The organism is Paenibacillus stellifer (assembly GCF_000758685.1).
Lineage (GTDB): Bacteria > Bacillota > Bacilli > Paenibacillales > Paenibacillaceae > Paenibacillus_AQ > Paenibacillus_AQ stellifer.
The window spans coordinates 4302882-4322377 of sequence record NZ_CP009286.1 but is presented as its reverse complement, the minus strand read 5'-3'; the positions used below and the strand labels follow the sequence as shown (position 1 = coordinate 4322377).

15 protein-coding genes are annotated in these 19496 nt (G+C 55.8%); all 15 read left to right on the top strand.

Going from position 1 to position 19496, the window contains the following annotated elements; genetic code table 11:
- The first annotated feature begins 42 nt into the window (after positions 1 to 42).
- The 15 genes from PSTEL_RS19910 (at position 43) to PSTEL_RS19840 (ending at position 19291) form a co-directional block, all read left to right on the top strand.
- Positions 43 to 876, top strand: coding sequence for a hypothetical protein (locus tag PSTEL_RS19910; protein ID WP_038701331.1), 834 nt, complete (start codon positions 43 to 45; stop codon positions 874 to 876).
- Positions 877 to 997: 121 nt separating this feature from the next.
- Positions 998 to 2317, top strand: a complete 1320-nt coding sequence (gene tig / locus PSTEL_RS19905; protein ID WP_038698045.1) for a trigger factor — start codon at positions 998 to 1000, stop codon at positions 2315 to 2317.
- A gap of 211 nt (positions 2318 to 2528) precedes the next feature.
- The gene (clpP, locus tag PSTEL_RS19900; RefSeq protein WP_038698043.1) at positions 2529 to 3119 is read left to right on the top strand and encodes an ATP-dependent Clp endopeptidase proteolytic subunit ClpP; all 591 of its coding nucleotides are present in this window, start codon (positions 2529 to 2531) and stop codon (positions 3117 to 3119) included.
- Between the two features lie 11 nt (positions 3120 to 3130).
- A complete protein-coding gene (clpX, locus tag PSTEL_RS19895; protein ID WP_038698041.1) occupies positions 3131 to 4387 on the top strand; it encodes an ATP-dependent protease ATP-binding subunit ClpX in 1257 nt (418 codons plus the stop codon).
- Positions 4388 to 4609: 222 nt separating this feature from the next.
- Complete coding sequence (ispG, locus tag PSTEL_RS19890; protein WP_038698039.1) at positions 4610 to 5746, top strand: flavodoxin-dependent (E)-4-hydroxy-3-methylbut-2-enyl-diphosphate synthase; 1137 nt, start codon at positions 4610 to 4612, stop codon at positions 5744 to 5746.
- A 153-nt stretch (positions 5747 to 5899) separates the two neighbouring features.
- Positions 5900 to 7609 (top strand): ATP-dependent protease LonB, encoded by a 1710-nt coding sequence (gene lonB, locus PSTEL_RS19885; protein WP_038698037.1) that lies wholly within the window; start codon positions 5900 to 5902, stop codon positions 7607 to 7609.
- A 223-nt stretch (positions 7610 to 7832) separates the two neighbouring features.
- Positions 7833 to 10202, top strand: a complete 2370-nt coding sequence (gene lon / locus PSTEL_RS19880) for an endopeptidase La (protein WP_052098708.1) — start codon at positions 7833 to 7835, stop codon at positions 10200 to 10202.
- Positions 10203 to 10308: 106 nt separating this feature from the next.
- Positions 10309 to 10935 (top strand): ribosome biogenesis GTP-binding protein YihA/YsxC, encoded by a 627-nt coding sequence (gene yihA, locus PSTEL_RS19875; protein ID WP_038698035.1) that lies wholly within the window; start codon positions 10309 to 10311, stop codon positions 10933 to 10935.
- A gap of 286 nt (positions 10936 to 11221) precedes the next feature.
- Positions 11222 to 12394: a nucleotide sugar dehydrogenase gene (locus PSTEL_RS19870; RefSeq protein WP_038698033.1), complete on the top strand. Its 1173-nt coding sequence runs from the start codon at positions 11222 to 11224 to the stop codon at positions 12392 to 12394.
- A gap of 230 nt (positions 12395 to 12624) precedes the next feature.
- Positions 12625 to 14007 carry a glutamyl-tRNA reductase gene (hemA, locus tag PSTEL_RS19865; protein WP_038698031.1) on the top strand — a complete coding sequence of 461 codons (1383 nt, stop codon included), beginning with the start codon at positions 12625 to 12627 and terminating at the stop codon, positions 14005 to 14007.
- 15 nt (positions 14008 to 14022) lie between these two features.
- Complete coding sequence (ccsA, locus tag PSTEL_RS19860) at positions 14023 to 14853, top strand: cytochrome c biogenesis protein CcsA (RefSeq protein ID WP_038698028.1); 831 nt, start codon at positions 14023 to 14025, stop codon at positions 14851 to 14853.
- Between the two features lie 3 nt (positions 14854 to 14856).
- Positions 14857 to 15507, top strand: coding sequence for a precorrin-2 dehydrogenase/sirohydrochlorin ferrochelatase family protein (locus tag PSTEL_RS19855; RefSeq protein ID WP_425415241.1), 651 nt, complete (start codon positions 14857 to 14859; stop codon positions 15505 to 15507).
- Between the two features lie 3 nt (positions 15508 to 15510).
- Positions 15511 to 16470 (top strand): hydroxymethylbilane synthase, encoded by a 960-nt coding sequence (gene hemC, locus PSTEL_RS19850; RefSeq protein ID WP_038698027.1) that lies wholly within the window; start codon positions 15511 to 15513, stop codon positions 16468 to 16470.
- Between the two features lie 4 nt (positions 16471 to 16474).
- Positions 16475 to 18022, top strand: a complete 1548-nt coding sequence (gene cobA / locus PSTEL_RS19845) for a uroporphyrinogen-III C-methyltransferase (protein WP_038698025.1) — start codon at positions 16475 to 16477, stop codon at positions 18020 to 18022.
- Positions 18023 to 18271: 249 nt separating this feature from the next.
- On the top strand, positions 18272 to 19291 hold the full coding sequence (locus PSTEL_RS19840) for an SPL family radical SAM protein (RefSeq protein WP_084065201.1): 1020 nt from the start codon (positions 18272 to 18274) through the stop codon (positions 19289 to 19291).
- Positions 19292 to 19496: the final 205 nt, after the last annotated feature.

Here is a 19496-nt window from a genome sequence, read left to right as displayed (position 1 = left end):
TTCCCTAAGACTCTGGAATATTATCAGATTCAGCTGACGGTCATGCTGGAGGGTGAACGGTACGGCGAAGCCGCCGAACTGCTTCGGTTTCTGCTGCAATGCCAGGGTCAAGAGCAGCGGCATTATGAGGAATGGCAATCCCTGCTCGATTGGCTGGAGGCCGCTTTTCCCCAAGCTATGCAGACTTCCTATACAGACTCGCCGTCCGAACAGGATGATGAAGTGGGTGAAGCAGATATGGCCCGGCAATTAGCCGAATCCAAGCTCAGGGAAGATGCGGACTATGCGGGCAAGCTGCTGCGCAAAGTGATGAATGAGCCGCTGTCCGAAGGGACGCTGCTTGCCCTGGAGCAGCTTTCTTATTTTGAGGGAGAAGAGGTGGACTATGCCCTGACCGACTGGGTGCAGAACCCGGGGATTCACCCCATCCTTCAGTTTCGTACGCTGCAGACGCTTCGCCGGCGGGGCGTTCAGGGGGCCGTTGATTTGAAGCGGGGTCAGGAGAGCGTGGTTGTGGAGATCGACACGGTTCCTCTTAACAATGACGAATTTCCTGTGCAGACCGCGCAAGTGCTGGAGCGGGTTGCAGAGCATACGGAGACGCATGAGCCGACGCTGTATTATTTTGCCCGGGAACTATGGGCCGAGTTTATTATGGTGATTTACGGAACGGAATCCTATTATTCCATACTAACCGGAGATGAAGGGACGCTTGATCTTTGGGCAGGAGCACTGCACCAGACGGTGTCCGAGACACTGAACGGGACCCGCAACGAGGAAGAAACGCGGGCGATGTACGGCATTACGGAGGGCATGCGCTTCTCTTTTGAACAGGCCTACCGGATGCTCAACCGATTTGCGGGCAGGCCGGTTTGAGCGGGAAAGGCATCATGTAAACGCCTTAATCCCCCCTTGAAAAGTATGATAAAGTTTTATATAATATAATGGTTATTCTGTGCGTGAGATGTGAACCAATTTTGGAGGGGAAATTTAAACAATGAAAGCAACTTGGGAAAAAATAGAGAAGAACCTTGGCGTTCTTGATGTTGAAGTAGACGCGGATCGGGTAGCGAAAGCCCTCGACAAAGCCTTTAATAAAGTCGTTAAGAATGCCAACGTGCCGGGCTTCCGCAAAGGCAAAGTGCCGCGCCCGATTTTTGAATCGCGTTTCGGTGTTGAGAGCCTCTATCAGGACGCTATCGACATTCTGCTGCCTGAAGCCTACGGCGAAGCGGTTGAACAGACCGACATCTTCCCTGTAGACCGTCCGGAAGTGGACATCGAGCAATTCGCGAAAGGACAATCCTTCAAGTTCAAAGCCAAAGTTACGGTTAAGCCGGAAGTTACGCTTGGCCAATACAAAGGCGTTGAAGTTCCTGCCCAGAAGGCCGAAGTTAGCGATGAAGAGCTGGACGCTGAACTGAAGCGTCTGCAAGAGCGTCATGCCGAGCTGGTTGTGGTTGAAGAAGAACCGGCTGTTAACGGCGACATCGCCGTAATCGACTTCGAAGGATTTGTAGACGGTGAAGCCTTTGAAGGCGGCAAAGCTGAGCGCCACTCTCTGGAGCTGGGAAGCAACTCCTTCATCCCGGGCTTCGAAGAGCAAGTGGTTGGAATGGCAACAGGCGACTTCAAGGACGTTGAAGTAACGTTCCCTGAAACGTACCATGCCGAGAACCTCGCTGGCAAACCGGCCGTGTTCAAGGTTAAACTGCATGAAATCAAGCGCAAGCAGCTTCCGGAGCTGGACGACGAGTTCGCCAAGGACGTAAGCGAGTTTGAAACGCTGGCTGAATATAAGGAAGATCTGAAGAAGCAGCTGGAATCCCGCAAGGCTGAAGAGCTGAAAGGCGTGAAAGAGAACGCCGTTGTGGAAGCAGCCGCAGCGAACGCGGAGGTTGAAATCCCGCAGGCTATGATCGACAGCGAAGTGCAGAACATGGTCCGCGACTTCGACATGCGTCTTCGTCAGCAGGGCATGAACATGGACATGTTCCTCAGCTTCTCCGGCCAGACGCAGGACGATCTGCGCGAGCAGATGAAGAGCGACGCCGAGAAGCGCGTGCTCAACAACCTGGTTCTGGAAGTTATCGCGAAGAGCGAGAACATCGAAGTTTCCGATGAAGAATTCGAAGCGGAACTTGTGAAGATGGCTGAGAGCTACAGACGTTCCGCCGAAGAAATCCGGAACATCCTCGCGTCTAACGGATCGCTGGACAGCCTGAAGGAAGAAATCATGCTCCGCAAGACGATCGAGTTCCTGGTGGAGAACAGCAAGGAAGTTGAAGCGCCGGCTGAAGAAGCAAGCGCTGAGTAATGTCCCGTCTGGGACGCAGGCGACTGATTGAAATGCCCGAACGGGCTTCATAATTCTGCGAGATCAAGGCACGTACCTTCGGTTACGTGTCTTGTTTTTATTAAAGAAGCCGCCGCACTCCGGTGAAAAAATGACATTGCGCCATGAACGTGTTAAAATACTTTTGAAACGGCAAGACTAATTATATATAGAGAGAAATGAGGTTGGTGGCATGAATCTGGTACCAATGGTTGTGGAATCGACGAATCGAGGAGAACGCTCATACGACATCTACTCCCGGTTGCTCAAGGACCGCATCATATTCCTGAGCAATGCGATTGATGATGATGTTGCCAATCTGGTCATTGCCCAATTGCTCTTTCTGGCAGCCGAGGACCCTGAAAAGGACATCAACCTGTACATCAATTCACCCGGTGGTTCTGTAACAGCCGGCATGGGTATATATGATACGATGCAGTATATCAAGCCAGATGTTTCCACAATTTGCGTCGGCATGGCCGCAAGTATGGGGTCGTTGCTGCTCACGGCGGGAGCGCCGGGCAAGAGATATGCGCTGGCTAACAGCGAAGTGATGATTCACCAGCCGCTGGGCGGCGTTCAAGGTCAGGCATCGGATATTTGGATTCATGCAGACTGGATTTTGAAGACCAAGCAGAAGCTGAATCAAATCTATGTAGACCGCACAGGTCAGCCCCTTGAAAAAATCGAGCGCGACACGGACCGCGACAATTTCATGAGCGCGGAAGAAGCCAAAGCGTACGGCTTGATTGACGAGGTTCTGTATTCACCGATCAAATCCTAAGGGGTGGTTAAATGTTTAAATTTAATGATGAAAAAGGGCAGTTGAAATGCTCGTTCTGCGGGAAATCCCAGGAGCAGGTTCGCAAGCTCGTTGCGGGGCCTGGCGTTTATATATGCGATGAATGTATCGAGCTGTGCACGGAAATCGTGGAAGAGGAACTCGGTCATGAGGAAGAACTGGACCTGAAGGATATTCCGAAGCCAAAAGAGATCCGCGATATTCTCGACCAGTATGTAATCGGCCAGGAGCAGGCGAAGAAATCTCTGTCCGTAGCCGTATACAACCATTACAAGCGCATCAACAGCCAGAGCAAAATCGAGGACGTCGAGCTGACGAAGAGCAACATTTTGCTGCTCGGCCCGACCGGTTCCGGCAAGACGCTGCTGGCCCAGACGATGGCGAAGATCATCAATGTTCCGTTCGCAATTGCGGATGCGACTTCCCTTACCGAGGCCGGTTACGTAGGCGAAGACGTAGAGAACATTCTCTTGAAGCTTATTCAAGCTGCTGATTACGATGTGGAAAAAGCCGAGCGCGGCATCATCTATATCGATGAAATCGATAAAGTGGCCCGCAAATCCGAGAACCCGTCCATCACGCGCGACGTTTCGGGCGAAGGTGTTCAGCAGGCGCTGCTGAAAATTCTCGAAGGAACGGTCGCATCGGTTCCGCCGCAAGGCGGACGCAAGCATCCGCATCAGGAATTTATTCAAATCGATACTACCAACATCCTGTTCATCGTAGGCGGTGCCTTTGACGGACTGGAACAGTTGATCAAACGCCGCGTCGGCAAGAAGGTCATTGGCTTCAATGCTTCCGAGGGCGGACAGAAGGAACTGAAGGCGGGCGAATACCTGTCTATGGTGCTGCCGGAGGACCTGCTGAAATTCGGCCTGATTCCCGAATTCGTAGGCCGTCTCCCGGTCATCTCCACGCTGGAGCCGCTTGACGAGAAGACACTTGTCCGCATTCTGTCCGAGCCGAAGAACGCGCTCACGAAGCAGTACGCCAAGCTGCTGGAGATGGATAATGTGTCGCTGAAATTCGAACCGCAGGCACTCGAAGCGATTGCCAAGGAAGCGATCAAACGCAACACAGGCGCTCGCGGTCTGCGGGCTATCATCGAAAGCATTATGCTTGACGTGATGTACGAAGTGCCTTCCCGCGACGATATCAAGGATTGCGTCATCACGGAGAAGGTCGTTCAGGAGAAGGCTCTGCCCGAGCTGAACCTGAAGAAGGATAAGAAGCAGGAAGAAAGCGCGTAAGCCGCTTTTGCACAACAATAAGGCATATAAGCTGTACGTTTATAGGCCTGTATGTGACCTGACATTTCTCGGTAATCGTCTGGCGTTCTGGAGAACACCGGCAGACTTTTATCCTTGAGCAGTCTACTATCACTTGCCATTTCAGCCTCCACCTTCCTTCCGCCCCCCGTCACACGCGGGAGCGCAAGGAGGGTGGAGCTTTGGCGTTATGGGGGAGAAATCATGTTTCTTAGACATCAGACGCGCCCCGTCAATGTGGGCGGGATCACAATCGGGGGAAACAATGAGGTTGTCATCCAAAGCATGTGTACGACGAAGACGGCGGATGTGGAGGCGACAGTAGCCGAAATTCTGCGTCTGGAGGAAGCAGGCTGCCAGATTGTCCGTGTTACGGTCAACAACGAGGAAGCCGCCGCTGCTATTAAAGAAATCAAGAAGCGGATTCATATCCCGCTTGTGGCGGACATCCACTTCAATTACAAGCTGGCGCTGCTGGCGATCGAGAATGGCATCGATAAGGTCCGGATCAATCCGGGCAATATTGGCCGCCGTGAGAAGGTTGAGGCAGTCGTTAAAGCCTGTAAGGACAAGGGTATCCCGATCCGGATCGGCGTTAACGCCGGTTCTTTGGAATCCCATCTGCTGGAGAAATACGGATATCCTACACCTGACGCAATGGTCGAAAGCGCGCTGTACCATATTGGAATCCTTGAGGAGCTGGATTTCCACGATATTATCGTATCGCTGAAAGCCTCCGATGTGCCGATGGCGATTGAAGCGTACCGCAAAGCGGCCGAGGTCATTCCGTACCCGCTCCACTTGGGCATTACGGAATCCGGCACGCTGTTCGCCGGAACGGTCAAGAGCTCGGCCGGGATCGGCGCGCTGCTGTCCATGGGCATCGGCAATACGGTGCGGATCTCGCTGAGCGCCGACCCGGTGGAAGAAGTGAAGGTCGCCCGCGAATTGCTCAAGACCTTCGGTCTGATTTCGAATGCGGCGACTCTGATTTCCTGTCCGACCTGCGGACGGCTGGACATCGATCTGTTCTCCATCGCCAATGAAGTCGAGGAGTACATCTCCAAGATCAAGGTGCCGATCAAGGTATCGGTGCTGGGCTGCGCGGTTAACGGTCCTGGTGAAGCACGCGAAGCGGACATCGGCATCGCTGGAGCCAGAGGGGAAGGGCTTCTGTTCCGCTATGGCGAAATGATCCGCAAAGTACCGGAGTCCGAACTGCTCGCGGAGCTGAAGAAGGAGATCGATATCATCGTCACCCATTATGAAGCCACCGGCGAAATTCCGGGCCGGCAGGCGCATCATGACAAGGTAATGGGTGTGACGTCCGAAGCCAAATAATCAGGGCCATGATTGGCGCCGCTTTCCGTACAAGGGAAGCGGCGTTTGCCGTCTTAGGGCCGCTGCTGTCATAAATCCTCCCTTGGGGCGTTTAGGCCTTAGGGAAAAGGCTATACTACCAAGTAGCGGAACTAAGAATGGGAGGCTATAACTATGGAACTTAGTGTACTGCTGATGGTCGTGCAGCTGTTCTTCGCACTGGTTATTGGCGTTTACTTTTGGAATTTGCTGCGCGGACAGAAGACGAACAAGACGGCGGTGGAACGCGAGTCGCGCAAGGAGCTTGAGAAGCTGCGGAAAATGCGGGCGGTCTCGCTGACGAAACCGCTGGCCGAGAAGACACGTCCTGCCAGCATTAAGGATATCGTCGGCCAGAAGGATGGGCTCAAGGCGCTGAAGGCGGCGCTGTGCAGCGCCAACCCCCAGCATGTTATCGTATACGGTCCGCCGGGTGTCGGCAAGACGGCGGCCGCCCGCGTTGTGATGGAGGAAGCCAAGCGGAATCCCCTCTCGCCGTTCAAGGCGGATTCGAAGTTTACGGAAATCGACGCGACGACCGCCCGTTTTGACGAGCGGGGCATCGCCGATCCGCTGATCGGTTCGGTTCATGATCCGATCTACCAGGGAGCCGGTGCGATGGGAATCGCAGGAGTACCGCAGCCGAAGCCGGGAGCGGTGACCAAGGCGCATGGCGGCATTCTCTTCCTTGATGAAATCGGCGAATTGCATCCGATTCAGATGAACAAGCTGCTGAAAGTGCTGGAAGACCGGAAAGTTCATCTGGAGAGCGCATATTATAATTCGGAGGACGGGAATACGCCTGCCTATATTCACGATATTTTTCAAAACGGGCTGCCGGCGGATTTCCGCCTGGTCGGCGCAACGACCCGGTCGCCGCATGAAATTCCGCCGGCGCTGCGCTCCCGCTGCATGGAAATCTTCTTCCGGCCGCTGCTGCCGGATGAGATTTCGATAATTGCGCGGGACGCCGTGCAAAAAATCGGGCTGAAGGACAGCCCTGATGCCATTACCGTCGTGCAGCAATACGCGACGAACGGCCGCGAGGCGGTCAACATGATCCAGCTCGCCGCCGGTCTCGCGCTGACCGAAGGGCGCGAGAGTCTGTCCGCTGCCGATGTGGAGTGGGTCGCAAGCAGCAGCCAGCTGCAGCTGCGGACCGAGCGCCGTATTCCGACCGAGCCGCAGGTGGGGCTGGTGAACGGGCTCGCGGTATGCGGGCCGGGCATGGGCACGCTGCTGGAAATCGAGGTGACGGCAACTCCGGCACCCGGCGGAAACGGACGGCTGAACATAACGGGAGTCGTCGATGAGGAAGAGATCGGCGGCGGCTCGCGGACGATCCGTCGCAAGAGCATGGCGAAAGGCTCAGTGGAGAATGTGCTGACCGTTCTGCGCTCGATGAACCTCTCGCCGGACCGTTATGATTTGCACGTTAATTTTCCCGGAGGCACGCCAGTTGACGGCCCTTCCGCCGGAGTGGCCATGGCGGTAGCAATCGCCTCCGCGATCCGCGGTCTTCCGGTTGATAATACGATCGCAATGACCGGAGAAATCGGCATTCACGGCCGGGTGAAGCCGGTCGGCGGCGTTGTCGCCAAGGTGGAGGCCGCCCTGCAGGCGGGTGCGACGACTGTGCTTGTGCCGAAGGACAACTGGCAGTCACTGTTCGCCGATCTGGAGCCGATGCGTGTTATTCCGATCGAGACGGTGGAGGAAGCCTTCCGTCAAGTATTCGGCGCGCTGCTGGAGGATGTGCGGATGCCTGCTGTCTCCGGCGAGACCTTCACGCCCGCGCCTTCCCTTCTGAAGGCCGATGCTTCAAGCGAGAGCGCCAATCTGTAGAATATGATGTCCGCCGGCTGACAGAAAGCCGCCGGAAAACGGTCCGACCGGAGGCATAGAGCGAGCGTTCCGGTCGGCCGTTTCATGTTATATCCGCAGCGCAGTGAAGGCAATAGCGGTTCGCGGATGCACAGTGTGCGGTTCGTTGGTGTTTTGAAGCCGCTTTTGCTAAAATATATAAACAACAGATAGGTTACAGAGAGCGATTGGAGGTCAACAAGCGATGGTATCCAAACAGACAAAAGGTCGCCGCTTCCCCTTGCTGCCGCTCCGAGGTCTTCTTGTCTACCCCAGTATGGTCCTCCATCTGGATGTCGGACGCGAGAAGTCGGTAAAAGCGCTGGAAAAGGCGATGGTAGAAGATAATATGATCCTCCTCTGTTCTCAATCGGAAGTCAATATTGAAGAGCCTGGACAGGATGATATTTTTCGGGTCGGAACAGTCGCCAATGTCCGCCAGATGCTGAAGCTGCCGAACGGCACGATTCGCGTATTGGTGGAAGGCGTGGAACGGGCCGAGATTATTCACTACACGGACAATGAGGAGTACTTTGAAGTGATGGCAAGAGAGCTGCCAGAGCAGCCGGATGCCGATCACGAGAGCGACGCGCTTATGCGCACGGTGCTGAGCCAGTTCGAACATTATATTTCCTTATCCAAAAAAGTAACGCCGGAGACACTCGCCGCAGTCTCCGATATTGAAGAGCCCGGCCGGCTGGCCGACGTCATCACAAGCCATCTGTCCCTGAAGATCAAGGATAAGCAGGAGATTCTGGAGACGATTGATGTGCGCGAGCGTCTGGAGAGACTGCTGGATATTCTCGGCAACGAGCGCGAGGTTCTGGAGCTTGAGCGAAAGATCAACCAGCGGGTCAAGAAGCAGATGGAGAAGACGCAGAAGGAATACTATCTGCGCGAGCAGATGAAGGCGATTCAGAAGGAGCTGGGCGACAAGGAAGGCCGGGCCGGAGAGGCCGAGGAGCTGCGCGCCCAGGCGGAGGAGAAGGAGCTACCGGAGCGGGTTCGCGAGAAGATCGAGAAGGAAATCGACCGTCTCGAGAAGATGCCGGCCAGCTCGGCGGAAGGCGGCGTTATCCGCAATTATGTGGAATGGCTGCTCAGTCTTCCCTGGAGCGAGTGGACCGAAGATGATCTGGATATCTCCAAGGCGGAGCAAGTGCTTAACGAGGACCATTATGGTCTGGATAAGCCGAAAGAGCGCGTGCTGGAGTATCTTGCCGTCCAGAAGCTGGTCAAGAAGCTGAAAGGACCGATCCTGTGTCTGGTCGGACCGCCGGGGGTTGGCAAAACCTCGCTGGCGCGTTCCATCGCCCGTTCCCTGGGTCGCAAGTTCGTCCGCATCTCACTCGGCGGCGTGCGTGACGAAGCGGAAATCCGCGGTCATCGCCGCACCTACGTGGGCGCCATGCCGGGACGGATCATCCAGGGGATGAAGACCGCCGGCTCGGTTAACCCGGTGTTCCTGCTCGACGAGATCGACAAGATGGCATCGGACTTCCGGGGAGATCCTTCAGCTGCACTGCTGGAGGTACTGGACCCGGAGCAGAACAATACGTTCAGCGATCATTTCATCGAGGTTCCGTTCGACCTGTCGAATGTGATGTTCGTGACGACGGCCAATGCGGTTCATAATATTCCCCGCCCGCTGCTGGACCGGATGGAAATGCTCTATATTCCTGGCTATACGGAGCTGGAGAAGCTGCAGATCGCAAGCCGCTATCTGCTTCCGAAGCAGAAGAAGAATCACGGTCTTGAGGAAGGCCAGCTGGCTATTGGGGACGAAACGCTGCTGCGCGTGATCCGCGAATACACACGGGAATCGGGCGTCCGGAATCTGGAGCAGCAGGTGGCGGCGCTGTGCCGGAAGGCAGCCCGGCAGATCGTGTCCAGCGAGAAGGAGAGCGTCGAAATTCTCCCGGACGACATCAAGGATTATCTGGGAGCGTCGAAATTCCGGTACGGCATGGCCGAGCTGGAGGATCAGATCGGCACCGTGACAGGCCTTGCCTGGACCGAGGTCGGCGGCGACACGCTGATGATCGAAGTGACCGTCGTTCCCGGAAGCGGGAAGCTGACGCTGACCGGCCAGCTCGGCGATGTCATGAAGGAATCCGCGCAGGCTGCGTTCAGCTACACCCGCTCCAAGGCCGGGGAACTAGGCATTTCGCCGGATTTCTATGAGAAGAACGACATCCATATTCATATCCCGGAGGGCGCCATTCCGAAGGACGGACCTTCGGCCGGAATTACGATTGCTACCGCGCTGATCTCCGCGCTCACGAAGCGCGAGGTATCCAAGGATGTCGCAATGACGGGCGAAATTACGCTCCGTGGCCGTGTGCTGCCGATCGGCGGACTGAAGGAGAAGTCGCTGGCAGCCCATCGCGCCGGATACAAGAAGATTCTACTGCCGAAGGACAACGAGCGGGATCTGAGAGAGATTCCCCAAAGCGTCCGGAACGATGTGGAATTCATTCCAGTCTCCCACATGGATCAAGTCCTGCAGCATGCGCTTGTCGGCACAGCTCTGCAAGAGCTGCCCGAAGCGCATGTGGAGACCATGCATCACTAGACTTAATGAGACGAGGCTCCGTCCATTCTGCGGGCGGGGCCCGTTTTGCTGGAAGCTGAACCATTGATGAGGATTTATTATTCGTTCGTACAAGAAAGGAAGTCCTATGAAAGTTACCTCTGCCGAATTTGTGATCAGTGCCGTCGGGCCTGCTCAGTATCCGGAGGATGCTCTGCCGGAAATCGCCCTTGCCGGGCGCTCCAATGTGGGGAAGTCCTCCCTGATCAACCGGATGATCAACCGGAAGAATCTGGCCCGCACCAGCTCCACGCCGGGCAAAACGCAGCATATGAACTATTACCGCATTAATGAGCGCCTGTATTTCGTGGATTTTCCGGGCTACGGCTATGCGAAGGTGTCCAAAGTGCAGCGGGCGGCATGGGGCAAGATGGTCGAGAAGTACCTTGCCGAACGGGAGACACTGAAGCTGGTGCTGCTCGTTGTCGACCTGCGCCATCCGCCTACAAGCGACGATAAGATGATGTACGACTGGCTTAAGCATTACGGCATCCCGATGTGCGTCGTGGCCACCAAGGCGGACAAGATCCCCAAAACCCGCTGGCCGAAGCATATCAAAATCATGAAGGAGGCGCTCGGCGTGCAGCCTGGCGAGAACTTCATCCCCTATTCCTCCGAGATCGGACTTGGCCGTGAGGATTTGTGGAACCTCGTTGAGAGTATGACGGCAGTCGAGGAACCGGAGATCGGACCAGAGTCGGAGAATGGCGAGTAATCCAAAAATGCACAAGTCCAAATATGAACAAGTCCAAATATGAACAAGCCCAAATATGCACAAGTACAGGCGGCTGACCCCGAGGGGCGGCTGCTTTTTTTATAAAAAAAATAAAATACATAGAAGACGATCGCAAGACGCGCGAGGCGTTGATTCCTAAATACAGGGAAAGACTGGCTGAAATGACAGCTCTTTGTCGGCTTTCGTCTGGACAGATAATTCCGGATTGCGTTATATTAAGCGTAATATTTAAACTCCTACATGAACTAAGAAACGGGGGATGGAGATGCGAAAAATAGCCGTTGCCGGAATCGGATATGTCGGTCTGTCTAATGCCGTGCTGTTGGCCCAGCATCATGAGGTGACCGCGTATGACATCATGGAAGAGAAAGTGAAGCTCGTCAATGCCCGAAAATCGCCGATTATCGATCATGAGATTGAACACTATCTGGCGACCAAAAAATTGAACCTGACCGCCACAACCGATGCACAGGAAGCGTTCGGACAGGCGGAATATGTAATTATATCGACGCCGACCAACTATGATCCTGAACAGAATTATTTCAATACGAAACATGTTGAAGAAGTAATCGAGAGCGTGCTGTCCATCAACCAGGAAGCGGTCATGATTATCAAGTCGACTGTGCCTGTAGGATATACAAGGTCGGTCAAAGAAAAATATAAAATCGAAAATATACTATTCTCTCCCGAGTTCTTAAGGGAAGGTAAAGCTTTGTACGATAACCTGTATCCGTCCCGTATCGTACTTGGCGAGCGTTCGGAGCGGGCGGAGACATTTGCGGCACTGCTGGCCCAAGGGGCGCTGAAGGAGAATATCGATGTGCTGTACACCGATTCGACGGAAGCCGAGGCGATCAAGCTGTTCGCCAATACGTATTTGGCCATGCGGGTTGCATTCTTCAACGAGCTGGATTCCTATGCGGAAATCAGGGGGCTTGATGCGCAGCAAATTATCGAAGGTGTAGGGCTCGATCCCCGGATCGGCAATCATTATAACAATCCTTCTTTCGGCTACGGAGGCTACTGCCTGCCCAAGGACTCGAAGCAGCTATTGGCCAACTACCAGGATGTACCCAACAAGATTATGGCCGCCATTGTCGACGCGAACCAGACGCGCAAGGATCATATCGCCGATATGATTCTGAAGCGCAGCCCCCGGACGGTGGGGATTTACCGGCTGACCATGAAGATGGACTCCGATAATTTCCGCGAATCCGCCATTCAGGGCGTACTGAAGCGCATTACGGACGCCGGGGTTCAGGTCGTTATTTTTGAGCCGGCGATCGAGGAGGCGGAGTTTCTGGGGGCGAAAGTGGTCAATGACTTTGAACAATTTGTGAGCAAGAGCGATGTGATCGTGGCTAATCGGCTGTCCCCTGAAATGGAGAAGATCGATCCGGGCAAAATATATACCCGAGACCTGTACAGCAAGGATTAGGCTTTTTCAAGTGTAAAATGCGTACTGAACTACATTATAATTATTCTATTTCATATATAGTTCAAAAAGATGGCCGGGAAGACGGTTTATGTTGTGATATACTTAACAATGAAATTTTGATAAATGTGATTGTAATTAGCGGGTCCAATAAGGATTGTATATAATTTTGGGCTGCGTGAATGTTATAATACAGCTCAGATTAAGACAAGATTAGGATGGTGAACTTTCAGATGCACATCGTCGCAGTTGGCTTGAATTATCGAACAGCGCCTGTCGAAGTGAGGGAACAGTTCGCTTTTGCGGAGCAGGATCTGCCGACGGCGCTTCACCAGCTGATGCGAACGAAGAGCGTGCTGGAGGGAGTCATCGTCGCCACCTGCAACCGGACGGAGATTTATGTGGTCGTGGACCGGTTGAACATGTGCGGCTATTTTCTCCGTAACTATATGGAACAGTGGTTCGGTGTGAAGAGCGAGCAATTTACCCAGCATATGTATCAATATGAGGATGACCAGGCGATCCAGCATCTGTTCCGGGTGGCATGCGGGCTTGATTCCATGGTAATCGGCGAGACGCAGATTTTGGGACAGGTTCGCAGCGCGTTTCTGACCGCCCAGGGCGAAGGAGCGACGGGAGCCTGGTTCAACCGGCTGTTCAAGCAGGCGGTTACGGTCGGCAAGCGGGCGCACAGCGAGACGTCGATCGGCGAGAGCGCGGTATCCGTCAGCTATGCGGCCGTCGAGCTCGGCAAGCGGATTTTTGGAAGCTTCACGGGTAAAAAAGTGCTTATTCTCGGCGCGGGCAAAATGAGCGAGCTGACCGTCAAGCATCTGTACAGCAACGGTGCGGAGGAGGTAGTCGTCGCCAATCGGACGCTGGCACGGGCCAAGGAGCTGGCCGAGAAGTTCTCGGGCCGTCCGCTGTCCCTGGAGGAAGCTGCTGCGCGGCTTCGGGACTATGACATTGTCATCAGCTCGACGGGCGCAGAAGGCTACGTGCTGAGCTCGGAAGACATTGCGGAGAGCATGAAGAGCCGTCCGTCCCGTCCTTTGTTCATGATCGATATCGCGGTGCCCCGTGACATTGACCCTTCAGCTTCGGCACTCCCGAACGTATTTCTGTACGATATCGATGATCTGGAGGGAATCGTGGAGAGCAATATGGATATGCGGCGCAGTGAGGCTGTGAAGATCGAGGCTATGATCGCTGAAGAAGGCCAGCAGTTTCAGCAGTGGCTCAAGACACTGGGCGTTCAGCCTGTGATCCGGGCGCTGCAGGAGAAATCGAACTCGATTCACGAGGAGACCCTGGAGAGCCTGTTCAACAAGCTCCCTGAGCTGGACGAGCATCAGCGCAAGATTATCCGCCGCCTGACCAAGAGCATTGTGAACCAGATGATGCATGATCCGATCAACGTGATTAAGGAAATGTCCGGCGGCAAAGAAGGGACGGAAGCTCTTGGACTGTTCACCAAGATCTTTGCGCTGGAGGATCGCCTGGAGGCCGCTGGAGAAGGCGGCTCCGGACAAGCGAAAGAACGGAAATTCCCGGAGATCCAGCCGGAAGCCGGCGGTGCTATGAAGCCGGCTCCCTTTGCCCCGGCCGGCCTCTAGGAAGGATGTCGGCATGTGACAAGTGATCTTAACGGAATATACAACGCAGCTCTGCTGCTGTACGCCCTGAGCCTGCTGTTTTATTTCTCGGACTGCGTTAAGCGGAATCCGGAACGGAAGCGGCTGGGCACAGGGCTTCTTGTTATGACAGGCCTTCTGCAGAGTGCAGGACTCGGCATCCGCTTTTACGAGGTGAGAGGGCTGCCGGTCTTTACCCCCTATGACTTTCTGTTCGGTTTCTCCTACACGATTGTGCTCGTATCACTCGTCTTAAGCCTGATGAAGCGCTTTGAATTTACTGTACTGCTTCTTGGGACGGCTGGCTTTAGCGTCTTCCTGCTGAACCGGTTCTGGCTGACGGCGGAAGACCATAAGCTGCAGAGCTGGGAAGCGGTGCACGGCTGGCTGTCGCTTCATGTGATTTTGGCGAATCTGAGCTTTGCCGCGTTGACACTGGGGGCAGTGTTTGCTGTGATGTATTTGTTTTTACACGCCAGATTAAAGCACAAGAAGTGGAGCGACCCTGTCAGAAGATTGCCGAGCCTGGAAATTCTGGACCAGTATTCCTATACTTCGGTGCTGGCCGGCATGCCTCTTCTGGCCGGATCGCTGATTGTCGCAGGCATCTCCATTATTTCGGAAGGCCGTCTCAAGCTGTTTCTGGATTTGAAGGTGCTGTCCACGCTTATCGGGCTTGGGATTTACATAACCTATTATGTGATCAGGCGTTCCGGACGGTACTCCGGAATTGTGATTGCGCGCTGGGCGGTATCGGGCTACGGATTCATCATCCTGAATTTTTTGCTGAATTCATGGTCCCGGTTTCACCGCTGGGGAGGGGAGTAGCTGTTGGAGACGATATATTTGCCGGTCATGCTGGATGTTCGGGGTCGAAAATGCGTGGTGATCGGCGGCGGCAAGGTGGCGGAGCGTAAAACGCTGGGTCTTCTGGAAGCTGGAGCCGATGTTGCGGTAATCAGTCCGGCGCTGACTCCAGTGCTGAGCGAACTGGCCGGGCGCTCTTCACTCTTGTGGTTGAACCGCCATTATGCTCCTGGGGATACCCGAGGGGCTTTTCTTGTATATGCGGCGACCGGCGACCGTGAAGTCAACGAAGCCGTCGCCCGGGAGGCGGATGCTCTCGGCATACCCGTCAACGTAGGAAGCCACGGCGAGGCGGGCAGCTTCATTACGCCCGGCGTATTCCGCAGAGGACGGCTGACCGTGGCGGTGTCGACCTCTGGCTCGGGGCCCGGCGTTGCGGCCCGGATCACAAAGCTGCTGGACGATACGATCGGCGGGGAGTACGAGCAGTATCTGGATTTTTTGTACGAGATGCGCAGGGAAATCAAACGCCGGGAGACATCGCCGGAGATTCGAAAAGCCCTGCTTAAGAAGCTGGGCACGCTTGAGGTGCTGGACGAAATCCGGGCCGGAACGTTTATGGAATGGGGTCCGGAGCGGATAGCATCCTGGATCGCCCAAAATCGGGAGGAATAAGGCATGCGAACGATAATGGTAGGCAGCAGACAGAGCGCGCTTGCGCTGACACAGACGGGACAGGTGATCGCGGATTTGGAGCGGCTCTGCGCCGAGCACGGCTTTGCTTTTAAATTTGAGGTGAAAAAAATCGTCACGAAAGGCGACCGCATTCTCGACGTTACGCTCTCCAAAGTCGGCGGCAAGGGACTGTTCGTCAAGGAGATTGAACAGGCGATGCTGGATGGGGAGATCGACATGGCTGTGCACAGCATGAAGGATATGCCGTCCGAACTGCCCGATGGGTTAATCAATGGGGCGGTGCCTCGGCGGATTGATCCCCGCGACTGCCTGATTACACGCGGCGGCCAGAGACTGGCCGGGCTGCCCCAGGGAGCCAAGGTCGGAACGAGCAGTCTGCGGCGGTCCAGCCAGCTGGCGGCGCTGCGCCCCGATCTGGACATCCAGCCGGTCCGGGGCAACATCGATTCCCGGCTGAAGAAGCTGGAGAGCGGCGAGTATGACGCCATTCTGCTTGCAGCCGCCGGACTGACGCGAATGGGCTGGCAGGACCGCGTGACAGAGTACCTGCCTCCGCAGGACTGTCTGCCTGCCGTGGGCCAAGGTGCTCTCGGCATCGAATGCAGAGAAGAAGATTCCGAATTGCGGAAGCTCCTGTTATTATATAATGATGAAGATACCGCCCTTACCGTCGCTGCGGAGCGCCGTTTCCTTAGTGTGCTGAACGGTGGCTGCCAGGTGCCGATCGGCGCTTTTGCCACCCTTGCAGCTGAGGGAATTGCCAGCGGCGCTGGTGAGGGAGAACGGAGCCTGACGCTTACCGGAATGGTGGGTACGCCGGATGGAGCTCGAATTTTGAAAGAGACTCGCACCGGGACCGATCCGGTCACGCTCGGGGAACAGGTGGCGGAGGCGCTGATCGCCAAAGGAGCGGAGAGCATTCTGTCACAGCTAAGGGGATGAGGAGATGAAGGGGAAGGTCTATCTGGTGGGAGCAGGTCCCGGAGACGCCAGGCTGATTACGATTAAAGGAATGGATTGCATCAAGAAAGCGGATGTGCTGGTCTATGACCGGCTTGCGAGTCCGCGGCTCCTGAAATGGATGCCTGCCGGCGGGGAGAAAATATATGTCGGCAAGCTGCCCGACCGGCACACGATGAAGCAGGAGGAAATCAACCAGCTGCTCGTCGATCTGGCCTTGCAGGGCAAGACGGTTGTCCGGCTGAAGGGCGGCGACCCGACGATATTTGGCCGGGTGGGCGAGGAGGCCGAGCTTCTTCGGCGCAATGGCATTCCGTATGAGATCGTGCCGGGCATCACCTCGGCGATCAGCGTACCGGCATATGCCGGCATCCCTGTCACTCATCGTGACTATGCTTCCTCACTCTCTATCATTACCGGGCATGAGAGCCCGGACAAGCTCGACCGCTCGATTCACTGGGATAAGGTGACGAACGCGACGGGTACGCTCGTCTTCCTGATGGGCGTCGCGAAGATCGGCTATATTCGCGATAATCTGATCCGGCACGGCCGTCCGCCGGAAACGCCGGTAGCGCTGATCCGCTGGGGAACCCGGGCGGAGCAGGAGACGCTCACCGGCACGCTCGCCGACATCGAGGAGAGGGTGCTGGCGGCGGACCTTCAGCCGCCGGCGGTCATCGTTGTCGGCGAGGTCGTCCGGCAGCGGGAGGAATTGAAATGGGCCGAGCAGCTTCCGCTGTTCGGCCGGCGGATCGTCGTCACCCGCGCCCGCAGCCAGGCGAGCGAGCTGGTGGAGAGAATCGAGGATCTTGGGGGCGAACCCTATGAGTTCCCCGTTATCGAGACGGTAATGCCGCAGGATGCCGGGAAACGGGAAGCCATTGCTTCGGCGCTGTCCCGTCTGCCGGAATATGACTGGGTGTTCTTCACCAGTCCCAACGGCGTCGATTTCTTCTTCCGCCATCTGACGGAGCGGAGAGTAGACATCCGCGGCCTTCACGGCGCCCGCCTTGCGGCCGTAGGCCCGGCAACGGCGGAGGCGCTGGCGCAGCGCGGCCTGATCGCCGAAGAGCTGCCGGCGCGCTTCCGGGCGGAAGGCCTGATCGAGGCCTTCCAAGGCGAGCTGAAGCCGGGCCAGAAGGTTCTGCTTCCGCGCGGTGATCTCGCGCGGGACTGGCTGCCCGTGAAGCTGACTGAAATCGGGCTCGAGGTGACGGTGATCGACACTTACGAGACCGTTGTGACTGGCGAGGACGATGACGAGCTGCTGAAGCTGCTGGAGGAAGGGCGGATTCATGCCGTTACCTTCACTAGCTCTTCGACCGTGCGGAACTTCCTGGATATACTGAAGCGGATGGGGACCCCAGACCCGCTGCCGCTGCTTGAGCCGGTCAAGATCGCCTGCATCGGTCCGCAGACGGAGAAGACCGCCGCAGAGGCTGGACTTAAGCCGGGACTGTTGGCTGAAGAAGCGACGATCGATTCGCTTGTGGACGCGCTGTGCCGGTGGAATGAAGACTTGCGGAAGCTGTAACCTCTCAAGGGCCTTGGTGAACAGAATGAGCAAAATGATTGAACAGAATGGTTAGAGCAGATAAACGAATATGGAACGGATATGCTGCGGAACCGGGGCCGGATGGCGCCGGTTTTTTGCGATGCCTGAAAATGGTCGCATTAATTGCATCGGAAGAAACAGGTTGGATCTATGTTCCCCTGGCCAGTGTATTTTTGCGGAGTCGCATGATATAATAAGAACAAATGTTCTGATTTGGAGGGGCGGAAGATGCCGAAAACCTACGAGCAAGTGACGACTAAGACGGGTATGACGCGTGTGAAAGAGGAACGGATGCCTTTCGGCTGGTCAATCAATTCGTACCGGGGATGTGCGCATGCCTGCAGCTACTGTTTTGCCCGGGGTTTTCAGGGCTTCCTTGACCGAAAGGGTGACGACGATTTCCAGAATCACATCCTGCTCAAGACGAATGCGGCGGAGGCGCTTGAGGAACAACTGGCGCGTCTTGCCAAGCGGTTCAAGCATGATCTTGCGGCCATGCGGGAGGAGGTTGGCGAGGTTATGATCGGAACGGTGACGGACCCTTACCAGCCGGTGGAGAGCAAGGCTCTGCTCACCCGGCAATGCCTGAAGGTGCTGGCAAGGTACGAAATCCGGACTTCGGTGACGACACGCTCCCCGCTGATTCTAAGGGATCTGGAGCTGCTGAAGCGAATGCCGTCGCTGTCGGTTAATATCAGTCTGAACACCTTGAATGATGGAATTGCGCGGCGATTGGAGCCTGCTGCCCCTCTTCCGTCCAAGAGGGTGAAGCTGCTGCATCGTCTTGCGGAGGATGGCATTGCGACGAATGTGTTCATTGCGCCAATTCTTCCTCTGCTCACGGATAGCGAGGATGAATTGGAGGAGCTCTTCCATACCGCAGTAGAGGCAGGGGCCGGTTCCGTCATGACGTCGCTGCTGCGTCTGTCGCCGGAGGTCAAAAACTGGTATTTCCGCACGCTAAAGGAGGAATATCCCGATCTGCTTATGCCGTACCTCCGGCTGTACGCAGGAGGCGGTTATGCGGATGACGAATACCGCGGGAGAATGTCGCGGCTGCTGGACAGTCTGCATCGCAGGTATGGCCCGGAGCTTCGGAAGAACCGCGAACGCCCGGCCTGCCGGAGTCTGCCTGCGGAAAGCTCTATGGAACGGGAGCAAGCCATGCGTCAGGAAGCACATACGGACAGAGGTGTGGCAGAACCGGCAGATGAGCCGCCGCTGGAGCAGCTGTCGTTCTCCTTCTAGAAGCGGAAGTCGGTATGTTGGATCGGCGGCACGGCGGCGGAAGCAGGGAAGTCGGTATTGGATCGGCGGCATGGCTGGCGGAAGCAGGGAAGCGGATGTCGGATCAGCGGTATGGCTGGCGGGCACGAAGATGCGTTTACCTTCGGATCGGAGTAAAATGAAGGACATAACGTTGCCACTTATTTCACATCCTAATCGGGAAAAG

Bases quoted from the DNA above. Each gene is read 5' to 3' on its own strand.
- PSTEL_RS19910 (WP_038701331.1), top strand. From the start codon at position 43: ATGCTGGAGGGTGAACGGTACGGCGAAGCCGCCGAACTGCTTCGGTTT.
- tig (WP_038698045.1), top strand. From the start codon at position 998: ATGAAAGCAACTTGGGAAAAAATAGAGAAGAACCTTGGCGTTCTTGAT.
- clpP (WP_038698043.1), top strand. From the start codon at position 2,529: ATGAATCTGGTACCAATGGTTGTGGAATCGACGAATCGAGGAGAACGC.
- clpX (WP_038698041.1), top strand. From the start codon at position 3,131: ATGTTTAAATTTAATGATGAAAAAGGGCAGTTGAAATGCTCGTTCTGC.
- ispG (WP_038698039.1), top strand. From the start codon at position 4,610: ATGTTTCTTAGACATCAGACGCGCCCCGTCAATGTGGGCGGGATCACA.
- lonB (WP_038698037.1), top strand. From the start codon at position 5,900: ATGGAACTTAGTGTACTGCTGATGGTCGTGCAGCTGTTCTTCGCACTG.
- lon (WP_052098708.1), top strand. From the start codon at position 7,833: ATGGTATCCAAACAGACAAAAGGTCGCCGCTTCCCCTTGCTGCCGCTC.
- yihA (WP_038698035.1), top strand. From the start codon at position 10,309: ATGAAAGTTACCTCTGCCGAATTTGTGATCAGTGCCGTCGGGCCTGCT.
- PSTEL_RS19870 (WP_038698033.1), top strand. From the start codon at position 11,222: ATGCGAAAAATAGCCGTTGCCGGAATCGGATATGTCGGTCTGTCTAAT.
- hemA (WP_038698031.1), top strand. From the start codon at position 12,625: ATGCACATCGTCGCAGTTGGCTTGAATTATCGAACAGCGCCTGTCGAA.
- hemC (WP_038698027.1), top strand. From the start codon at position 15,511: ATGCGAACGATAATGGTAGGCAGCAGACAGAGCGCGCTTGCGCTGACA.
- cobA (WP_038698025.1), top strand. From the start codon at position 16,475: ATGAAGGGGAAGGTCTATCTGGTGGGAGCAGGTCCCGGAGACGCCAGG.
- PSTEL_RS19840 (WP_084065201.1), top strand. From the start codon at position 18,272: ATGCCGAAAACCTACGAGCAAGTGACGACTAAGACGGGTATGACGCGT.